2 protein-coding genes are annotated in these 11,620 nt (G+C 48.7%); both read right to left on the reverse strand.

Translation table 11 applies throughout. From position 1 onward, the window contains the following. Positions 1–64: 64 nt before the first annotated feature. The gene (locus tag H3V14_RS02470) at positions 65–8,659 is read right to left on the reverse strand and encodes a GH36-type glycosyl hydrolase domain-containing protein (RefSeq protein WP_198226305.1); all 8,595 of its coding nucleotides are present in this window, start codon (positions 8,657–8,659) and stop codon (positions 65–67) included. A gap of 342 nt (positions 8,660–9,001) precedes the next feature. Continuing rightward, complete coding sequence (locus H3V14_RS02475; protein ID WP_198226306.1) at positions 9,002–11,296, reverse strand: NADP-dependent malic enzyme; 2,295 nt, start codon at positions 11,294–11,296, stop codon at positions 9,002–9,004. Between the last annotated feature and the right edge of the window lie 324 nt (positions 11,297–11,620).

Genomic DNA, 11,620 nt, shown 5'->3' on the forward strand with positions numbered 1-11,620 from the left:
TAAAATAACAAAAGAAAGTAAAGCCTTCGCGAGGAACTTCAAGGAGTTTTTAAACTCCTTGAAGTCATTTCGTTATCGTCAGATGGATTTCATGATGTCCTGTTTTTTTCAATCCGATGCCGTTTTCAGGCTTTTCAACTTTCTTGTCATCAACTGTCAAGCCAAGATTTTTACCGCGGGTAACCTTGATCACATAAGTTGAATTATCGAATTTGACGGTGGCTTCGTAACCCGGCCAGTCTTTTGGAAGACAAGGCGTGATATAAAGCTTGGAGCCCTTACGATTGATGCCCAGAATAGATTCTGTAGCAGCACGATAGAACCAACCGGCCGAACCCGTATACCATGTCCAGCCACCCTGGCCACGCCGCGGCTCGACCGAATATATATCGGCAGAAATCACGTAAGGTTCGACGCGATAGACATGCGGATTTTTCCCGTGTGAAATCGGGTTGATCATTGAAAAGACCTGATAAGCCTTGTCGTTATCGTCGAGTTTGGCAAGTGCCAGAATGCTCCAGATTGCACCATGGGTATATTGGCCGCCATTTTCGCGAATGCCAGCCGGATAACCCTTGATATAACCCGGTTCAAGTTCGGTTTTGTCAAAGGGTGGCCAGAACAGACGGATGAGTTCACCCTTTTCGTCAAGCAAGTGCTCAAGCATAGATTGCATGGCCGTGATTTGATGTTCTTTCGTTCCCATGCCCGAAATAACGCTCCACGACTGGGCAATCGTATCAATCTGGCATTCGTCATTGGTGTGTGAACCAAAAGGATCTCCATTATCAAAATAGCCCCGACGGTACCATTCGCCGTCCCATCCACTGGTTTCCAGCGCTTTGGTGAGTTTCTCCAGATGATGTGTCCATTTTTTGACGCGTTTTTCATCCTTGCGTTCTTCGGCAATGGGAATGAAAGCCTTGAGAGCTGTTCCGAGGAACCAGCCGAGCCAGATACTTTCACCTTTGCCGCCGATACCGACGAGGTTCATCCCGTCGTTCCAGTCGCCTCCGAGCATTAACGGTAAACCGTGTTTGCCTGTCCGTTTAACCGCAAGATCAAGGGCGAGTGCGCAATGCTCGTAGAGTGTGGCAGTTTTTGGCGAAATGGCCGGCTGGAAGTAGCTGTCGTGTTGGCCTTCCTTGAGTTTGTCGCCTTCAATAAAGGCAATATCTGTATCGAGGAATTCATGATCGCCTGTGGTATTGACATAAAGAGCAGCACCATAGCCGAGCCAGGCCACGTCATCGGAAATCATCGTTCTGACGCCTGCACCGCTGTCGGGGAGCCACCAATGTTGTACATCGCCTTCAGGAAATTGGCGTGATGCGGCATTGATGACCTGTTCACGGGCAAGTTCCGGCTTGAGCAGCAAGAGTGACAATGTATCCTGCAACTGGTCACGGAAACCGAAGGCTCCACTTGCCTGATAGAATGCAGCCCTTGCCATGATACGGCAGGCATAGGTTTGATAGGGGAGCCAGTTGTTGACCATCAGATCGAATGAACGGTCTTTCGTCTTGACCTGTAGGCCGGAAACAAAATCGGTCCATTCTTTTTTCTCTTTTTCAAGAATAGAGCTAAATGTTTCTTTACGGACGCTATCAAGAAGCTTTTCGGCTTCAACCCGGTTTTTAGCATTGCCGAGATAGAAGATAATTTCTTTCTTTTCACCGGCTTTAAGCTCGATATCGAAAGCAAGAGCAGAACATGGATCACGTCCGGCCTCGACCGTATTGGAAAGGGGCTCTCCTTGCCGGATTGCTTGCGGATGTTTAACCGTTCCGATTGCACCGATAAATTCTGTTCGGTCGGACGTAAAGCTTGAAGGAGCATTCGACGCTGCAATGAAGCTTACATCATCGGATTTTTCTGTGTGATATGGGTTGCGAACAAAAAGCGCACCGCGTTTTTTGTCGTAGTCGGGTATGATAAAGGGAGCATTTTTAGCTCTGACTGTGCCCAATACCCATTCGACATAATCATAGAGTCTCAGGCTTCTCGAGGTCTTGTCTTCGTTTTTGATGACAAGCCGTGATAGTCTTATCGGACGTTTATTATCGACCGTGTGGGTCAATTCAAGGCTTATTGCACCATGTTTAGATGTGAATGTAGAATAGCCGAGGCCGTGGCGTGCTTCATAGAGCGCGCTGTCATCGCATTCAACGACCGAAACCGGAGAGAAACGCTTTAACGAACGGCGGTCTACAATGTAGAGAGCTTCGCCCGGACGGTTGACAACAGGGTCATTGGCCCAAGGCGTCAATTGATAATCGCGACTGTTTCCCGCCCAGGTAAAGCTTGAACCTTCTGCAGAAACATGAAAACCGAAATGTTCGTTGGCAATGACGTTGATCCATGGATTTGGTGTCGCGTTTCGCCCTGAAAGGCGGATAACATAGCTGTTATCTTTGTCAAAACCACCATAACCATTCCAGTAGGCAAGGTCTTTCCCATCGGGGAGCGGGCAGGATTTATGCTGGTCGCCGATAATGCCGATAGAAGTAAATTGCCCTTGTTCGAGCGGCATAACAACTTCTTCCTGTTTGCCGCTTTTACGCTGGGTGACTTTGCCATTTGTGTGTGATTTGCTTGTCAATTGGGCCGTGTCGGCTTTGTTACGGTTGGAGAGGTCGGAATCGATATTTTCCATCCGCTGCATCTGTTCGGCAAGCGAACCGTTCTGTGCCTGCAATACGATGCGGGCACTGGCAAGCAGGGTTTTGAAACTCTGTTCGTTCATCTGGTCACGACGGACAGTGAAAATATGCTGGCGCCCGTCGGCTTCGGCCGTACGGTTACGATAGCCTTCGCAGATCCATTCGATCGCTCGCTGGGTATCCTGAGCGTAAGAAAATGCCCGTTCGTTCAGAATGACGATATCGACAGTCAGCCCCCGCATCCGCCAATATTCATGCGCTTTCAATAGTCCACGCAAGACTTCGATATCCGCTTCATTATCAAGTCTGAGAAGGAAGATCGGAAAATCACCTGATATCGACATTGGCCACAAATCCGATTGTTTCCCGAGATTTTCAGCCAATGCTTCCGACGGCAAGCGCCAGGTGCGATCCGGATAAATAAGCGATGTCGCATATTTCTGGTAAACGACCGATTCTTTCGGTTTGATGCCGAGCTGGTAAAGGGAGACCTGTGAACGTGTCCAAGCAAGCGAAAACTCGCGCTGGAATACATTCGGCTGACGGTAATATTCGACTTGCGAGGCAAGTTTTTCTTTTGAATTTGCTGCAAATGTCCAGAAGATAAGCGCGGCTTTTTTATGTGCCGGAACACGCACACGACATCTTATTGCTGCGATAGGATCAAGCACACATCCCTGACTTCCTGTCAATGTTGCACCACGGTCAAAGGCTGCAGGACGGCGGATAGAGCGTCCTCGACCAATAAAGACGCGACGATCGGTTTCGGCTTCTGCATCACGGACAGCACCCGAAGTATCGGTGACAAAATGGGCAACATGGATTTCCGGATCATTCGGATCGCGTTTACGGCGGCGCGCATAAATTGTGCCACCATGATCGGCAATTTCTGTCTCTACGAACATACGTGAAAAAACGGTATGTGCCGAATCCGTTTCGGGAGTCGTCAGTACCAGTTCACCATAAGACGTGATTTCAAGAATACGATCTTTCGAGGTGGTATTGACAAGTTCGATACGCCGTCCTTCTCCGTCACCTTCCGATGCAACGATACATTCGACGGTCGATTTTATACCATCGACTGTTTTTGTGTATTCGGCCTTTTCATCGGTGAAAACGGTTGAGGCTTCTTCATCGGCAACGCGTGTCGGCTCGCCGGTTGCCGACCACCAGCGGCCGGAGGCAGGATCACGCAAAAAGATGAAAGTGCCTTGCTGGTCTTCAGCTGCATCAGGCATGAAACGGGTGACAGCAATATTGTTCCAGCGACTATAGCCGGAACCTTTGCCGGTCAACATGACCGAATAATTCCCGTTGGATAAAAGCAGGGTCGAGCGTGATTTGGTAAGCGGGGCTTTGATGACACGCACGGGCGCATCTTCAAAACCTCCAGCATCACTACGCATCGGATTGGCTGTTTTTGCATGCACCATGGGAATTTCGCGGGGCGCTTTTTCCTGCAACAGCAATTGTGCCGCTTCAATCACCGGATCGCTATGGAAACGGTCTCTCATGCGGCCATCGAAAATGACATTATCAATTGCCAGAATGGACATGCCATGGTGGTGGGCATAGTAATTTTTAACCACTGCACATTTTTCGCCTTCACGCAGGCGTGCCGGGGTGAAATCAACCGAATCGTGGTACCCATATTCGCCAAGCGCGCCAAGTTTGCGCAAGCGTGCGAGATTGGCAACCGCTTCTGTCGGCATATATTGGGCGGCAAGAATGCTTGCATAAGGGGCGATAACCGCATTGCGCGAAAGCCCACGTTGTAGTCCGAGACTGGGAACACCAAAATTGGAATATTGGTAATTCATCTGTTGGTCGCGCGCATTAAACGCTGCTTCCGATATGCCCCATGGCAATCCACGTTCATTGGCATATTGAATTTGTCTACGAACAACAAGCCGGTTTGTCTGGTCAAGAAGTGACCCCAAAGGCTCGCGCATAACAAGTGGTGGCATCAGATATTCGAACATCGAACCGGACCAGGAAAGCAAAGCCCCCTTCCAGCCGACCGGTACCAGCATACGACCAAGACGGAACCAATGCTCGACCTTGACATCACCTTTGGCAATGGCAAACAGGCTCGAAAGGCGAGCTTCCGAAGCAAGCAGGTCATAACAGCTTTCATCAAGCTCGTTTTCCTGAACACGGTAACCAATAGACATCAGACGGCGTTCCGGACGTTCAAGGAAATCGAACTTCATATCAAAAGCAAACTGACGTGCTCTTGCTGAAAGATCACTCAAACTCTTGCGTAAAGCTTCTGTATCATGATCGGCTGTTGCGTCATGTGTGTGGGCTTCGCATGTCTCGATCAGGCATTCGGCCCATGAAACGGCATGACGCGATTCATCGCTGCCGATTTCACCATCAAGCTCGCTTGTGAGACGCCCTATGTCATTTGCAGCAGTTGTAAGATTTGCAGTGCGGAATGTTGCCGTTTCCGGTTCATCCATAATCGAGCGGACAGCCCTGCGGAAATTGGCAATGCGTTCTTCAATTCTTCTGCGAAGCGGGCGCAGGATGCGACGGTCATCAGGGATGAGGTTCAGCGTTTCCTGCAAAATGTCGTTAACGTCGAGAAGGCCGGCAAGATCTCCTTGTAAGAATACTGATGGTGCTTCCGACCATTCTTTTAAAGCCGCGGCCAATGTTACAAGGTGACCGGCAAGATTGCCCGAGTCGACAGTCGAGACATAACTCGGTACCAGAGGCCGCAAAGTGTCAGTTTCATACCAGTTGAAGAAATGCCCGCGAAACCTTTCCATCTTATCCATTGTATCGAGTGTGCGTTCGATACGCTGGATGGCATCATCAAAACTGACCCAGCCGAAATCACGTGCAGCGACTGTCGAGAGCAAATAGACGCCGATATTGGTTGGCGAAGTTCTGCGAGCCAGAACCGGTACCGGATCTTCCTGAAAATTGTCGGGAGGAAGAAAATGGTTATCGGCGTTGGCAAAAGTTTCGTAATAATGCCAGGTACGGCGGGCAATGCGGCGCAATTCATTTTTGTCGGATGGCCGGATTTCAAGAGAATCCTGAAAAACAGCCGAGCGGCTTACAATCCACGCGATAAGCGGTGAAAAAAACCACGCAAGCCCGAAGGGTAGAGCCACAAAAACTGCCGAATTATGAAGTGCTGCCGGCAGTGCAATCGAAACCACTCCGATCAATGCAGCCGGCCACATAGTTGTGACGTAATAAGAAAGCGTGTTTGGCGAAGAGCGTGTTGCTGCCGAGGTTTTCCATTCAAGTAGATGCTGATGCGATACAAACATGCGATAGAGTGTACGGATAATCGCATCAACCATATAGAATGCCGAATAGGCTAGGAATGTTGTGCGCAGTGCAACATCTGCCGTGCTTGTGGCAATATTTGTCAACACAGATTGGAAGTGGCCGCGCAAGGAATTGTCCATGCTTGTCGGCATAATGTTTCGCAAAACACCAAGTGTAGGTGCAGTAAACATACCTAGGAGCAGAAATAATTGCCAGAAAACCGCTGTATGAAGCGGCAAAACACACCAGCCCGCCAATGAAGCGACAATCCACATGAGCGGTGTGAGCGAACGCCGCAGATTATCCTGCATTTTCCAGCGTGTGATGAGGTTGATATTGTGACGGGTGAAGAGATAAGGCAATAATTGCCAATCACCACGGATCCAGCGATGATGGCGCGCAACATCGACATTATAGGCTGTCGGATAATCTTCAACTACCTCGACATCACTGACAAAGCCGACACGCGCATAACCGCCTTCAAGAAGATCATGGCTCAAGACGCTGTTTTCACGTACCTTATCGGCAAGTGCTATTTCGAATGCGTCAATGTCATAAAGGCCTTTGCCGGTATAGGTGCCTTCACCCAAAAGATCCTGATAGGTATCGGAAACGGCAAAAACATAAGGGTCTATGCCACGATTGACGGAAAAGACACGTTGCAGGAACGACGCATCATCACCGGTGGTGAGCGATGGTGTCACGCGGGGTTGAAGAATGCCATAACCACTTTTAACCGTATGTGTTTTCGGGTCAATGACCGGACGGTTTAATGGATGATTGAGTTTTCCGACAAGACGGGTAACCGCCTCGGGGGTGAGCCGTGTGTCGGAATCAAGTGTCATGACAAACCGGCAATCCATTGGCAGACGTGGATCGGTCGGGAAGAAACTGGTATCGCGATCACCACGCAAAAGCAGATTCAATTCATGAAGCTTGCCGCGTTTACGCTCCCAGCCCATATAGCAACCTTCACTTGCATTGAAGAGACGGTGGCGATGCAAAATAAAGAATAATGGCTGCCCGTCGCCGCGATAATGCCGGTTGAGATCGGCAATGCCTTTTTGTGCATATTCGAGCAAATCGCGATCGTCTGCCGTTTCTTCTTTGTTAGAGTCGGCCCAGTCGGTTACCAATGCAAAATAGATGGCACCTTGCGGGTTCGAGAGATAGTGAACCTCGAGATTTCTTATCTGTTCGTCGATAGAATCGCGCGAGGTTATCATTGTCGGAACGACAACCAGCGTTTTGGCCTCTTCCGGAATGCCATCTTTATATTCATAACCGATCAATCGCCGCGGTTCGACAGTCCAAGCAACGAGAGTATTGAATAGCGCAAAAGCGGTATCCATTGTCGGGAAAAGGGCAAGCGCTGTAAAAGTTAACGTCAATGCATGGCTCAAGCCGGCTTCCCTCAGCAATGCGTATACTGCAAGCAGGATCAGAATTGTTATGACAGAAACCGGAATGGCAATGCTGAAAATTTTCATTGCGCGGAACGAACGCATGAAGCGCGTCGAGAACGGGCGATCATAATTGCAAGCCTGTTCAAAAGCTTCTCTTCCCGGTCCGACGAGGTACCATGCAACAGAAGCGCCGGTTTTTATACCGTCTTTCTTTGCATTCTCGACCATTTCGAGTGCTTTTTTCGTCACCTCGAGTTCGCTTAAAGGTGAGCGGCGTGCGATTTTTTCAATAATGACGCGATAGGTATTGCGCGACGGAAAATCGATTTCGCCGAAATCACTGTTTTCACGCAACAGAAAATCAACATGGCTGACCGTTTCAAACCAGTATGTCCAGTCAACGTCATCAATAGCTTTCAAGGCACGAATGACGTTCCCCATGGTTACGCCACCGGTTGATTGGCGTGAATGTTCTTCGGCTGTTGCCGTTTCCGGATCGCTTCCGTGACGATGCAACTGCTCTTCAAGCCAGTTCAAGGCAGTCGTTGAATCGACCGAAGCACCACGCAAGCGATAAAGAAGGTGGGCGGCAAATGTCGGGTCGGCAACGAGAGCCTCGTACGTTGAAAAAATGCCTTGAAGCGCATTGTCACTTTCGGCCAAGGCCATTTTGTCGGCTGCCTGATTTGCAAATTGCCGCATCAGGCGGGCTTTTTCAATCCGCATGGAAAGCCGCCGCGCATTTTCGATGAGCACCATACGGACAGCCGAAGGCAAAGCCCATAATTCACCGATCTGGAAATCTGCAACCTGTTGGTAGCCGTTGACCATGGCTGTCAATGTTTTTAACGAAAAGCTGCTATCAGTATGAGCTACATAGAGCCATGCCAGTGCAAAAATTCTCGGCAGTTCATTTTCGCCTTTATAAGGGGGAAGCTGTTTGACAAAAGCACGCGGAAAATCACGACGTGCTTGCTGGATGGTCTTGTCGATTGTGTAATGATTGTCGAGCAGCCATTGTGCTGCCGGCGTAATGGTTTCATTGTTGCGGGCAGCAGCGTCGGTTGAACGGAAAGTATGAAGGATGAGCTTGGAATTTTCGGTGAGCCGCTCCCTGAAATCGAACGGAATATATTCCGGCAAAACAATTTTTTTACCTTCGGCCATCTCGTGGGCAAGCTGCTGCAATTCCTCTTCCGATTTGAAAGTCGAACGGATTGGAAAAGCTGTATCAGGAAGATAGCGTACTTCCGTTTGCTGAGAAAGAAGCCATTTGATTGATGATGCCGTTTCCGCCATTTTATTTAATCCTTGCCCTAGAAAGCCTGTTCGACAGAATTTAGCCTGTTCTTTTAACGGTAAACTATATCTTTTTTATTAAAGCCGGTTTTCAGTTTTTTTGGTACACGTAAAACACTTTATATTACATGTTGGTAAAGATATGACGCAGTCGGAAAAATTGCATTAAGCCGAGCACATTATAAAAGGAAATTCAGCCCCGGCCTTGATATATTAGCATAGTTTGGCGATGAAAGCCTGCCAGCATTTGAATGGGCTTTTAAAAAATAAATGGTTAACATTTAACCCGTTAACAAAAGCCCCGCTTTTTTCCAAAAGCGAGGCTCTTTAAAAGTTAAGATATTATTTTGTCGTGTTATAGGCAGCCAAAGCTGCCATTGTAACAATATCGGAATCACGCGCACCTAAAGGTACAATCTGTGCCGATTTTTCAAGACCGACGAGAATGGGGCCAATCAGGGTTGCACCACCGAGTTCCTGCAACATTTTGCTGGCGATCGAAGCGGAATGGTAGCCCGGCATAACCAGAACGTTTGCCGGTTCACTCAATCCCATAAAAGGATATTGCTCCATCATTTTCGGGTTAAGTGCGACATCGGCACTCATTTCGCCATCAACTTCAAAATTGACATTGCGCGCTCTCAACAATTTGACTGCTTCCTGAATACGTTGGGCCCCTTCGCCCTTCATATGACCGAAAGTCGAGAATGCGAGAAGTGCAACGCGGGGCTTATACCCCATATCCTGAGCAAATTTTGCTGCTTGTTCGGCAATGTTGGCCATTTCTTCCGAACAAGGATGTTCGGAAATAGCTGTATCGGCTATAAAGACCGTACGGCCACGGCAAATAGCCATCGAAATTCCGACGACCTGTTCGCCGGCTTTCACGTCGATAACGCGGCGGACATCTGCAAGTCCGGTTTCATAATTTCGCGTAACACCGGTAATCATCGCATCAGCGTCGCCCAATGCCAACATGCAAGCAGCAAAATGGTTGCGGTCATTATTGATATAGCGGTGACAGTCTCTCAACAGCCAGCCTTTGCGCTGCATTTTGCTATAAAGATAATCGGCATAAGCATTGTTGCGTTCCGAAAGGCGTGCATTAACAATTTTTATGCCGGATCTGTTAAGGTCGATGCCGGCTGATTGCGCTCTTTGTTGAATAACATCTTCATGTCCGACTAGAATGGCACTGCCAAGATTCTGGTTAACGTAAGAAACAGCTGCACGCATCACCTGTTCTTCCTCGCCTTCGGCAAAGACAACCCGTTTCGGATTCTGGCGTACGCGATTGTAAACGCCGCGCATAGTTGCAGCAATCGGGTCACGGCGAGCGCGCAAATCCCGCGCATAAGCTTCAAGATCGGCAATCGGCTTGCCGGCGACGCCACTTTCCATTGCCGCTTTGGCAACTGCTGTTGGAATGGCCGACAACAAGCGTGAATCAAACGGAACCGGTATAATATAATGCGGCCCGAATTTAAGCCTGCTGCCACGATAAGCTTCCGCCACATCGTCAGGCACTTCTTCGCGGGCAAGTTGGGCTATTGCTTTGGCAGCAGCGATTTTCATTGCTTCATTGATCGTGCTCGCACGTACATCAAGCGCTCCGCGGAAAATATAAGGGAAGCACAGAACATTATTGATCTGGTTCGGATAATCCGAGCGCCCTGTTGCCATAATGGCATCATCACGCACTTTGGCAACTTCTTCCGGAGTGATTTCAGGGTCAGGATTGGCCATGGCAAAAATGATTGGCTTAGGTGCCATGGATTTTACCATTTCGGGTGTCAGAGCACCTTTGGCCGAAACGCCGAAGAAAACATCTGCCCCCTCAAGTGCCTCGGCAAGTGTACGCTTGTAGGTCTTGACTGCGTGGGCGGCTTTCCACTGGTTCATATTTTCCTGACGGCCTTCATAGACGACGCCCTTGGTGTCGCACAATATGACATTTTCCGACTTGAATCCCATGGCTTTGATGAGTTCAATGCAGGCAATACCGGCAGAACCGGCGCCGTTGCAGACGAGGCGGGTATGTTTCATATCCCGTCCGGTGAGGTAAAGCGCATTGATAAGGCCTGCTGTTGCAATAATAGCTGTCCCATGCTGATCGTCATGGAAAACCGGAATGTTCATCAATTCGCGCAAACGGCTTTCAATAATGAAACAGTCCGGAGCCTTTATATCTTCCAGATTTATTCCGCCGAAAGAGGGGCCGAGATAACGTACCGAATTGATAAAAGCTTCAACATCGGTTGTATCGACTTCAAGGTCGATGGAATCGACATCGGCAAAGCGTTTGAACAAAACGGCTTTGCCTTCCATGACCGGTTTGGAGGCAAGAGCACCGAGATGACCGAGCCCCAAAATGGCTGTGCCATTGGAAATAACTGCGACAAGATTGCCTTTGGCTGTATAATCATAGGCAAGTGCCGGTTCTTTGGCTATCGCTTTTACGGGCACTGCAACACCCGGCGAATAGGCCAAAGCCAAATCATGTTGCGTTGCCATCGGCTTTGTCGGGACAATTTCGAGCTTTCCCGGACGCCCGCGGCTGTGAAAATCCAGCGCTTCCTGTTCTATCGTGCTGTAAGATTTTGTTTTATCGGAGTTTTTTTGATCTTTTTTGTTCATTTTTCTATCATTTTCTGGTGTAGCGAATGTGTTCGCTCCATTTGAGCCGGTCAAAATACGACAATAACCTGAAATTATGGATTATCTATAAAAAGAAGTCCAATTTTTTCTCGCTCCTGCATATAGTGTCCGGACGTTTCGGGAAACAAATTCTGACGACATTTCAATCGACAAGAGTTGGGTATTAAAACACATATTGAATGGCATGACACATAGTTTGGATGCTATAGCTTGAAATATTCCGATAAAGCATTGCGGTTTAAAGAAAGCTCTTTGGTTACAAGCCGAAAGCAAAGGTTAAAAAGGCATGGCAGAAGAAGTTAA

Source organism: Bartonella sp. W8151 (assembly GCF_016100385.1).
In the GTDB taxonomy this organism is placed as follows: Bacteria; Pseudomonadota; Alphaproteobacteria; order Rhizobiales; family Rhizobiaceae; genus Bartonella; species Bartonella apis.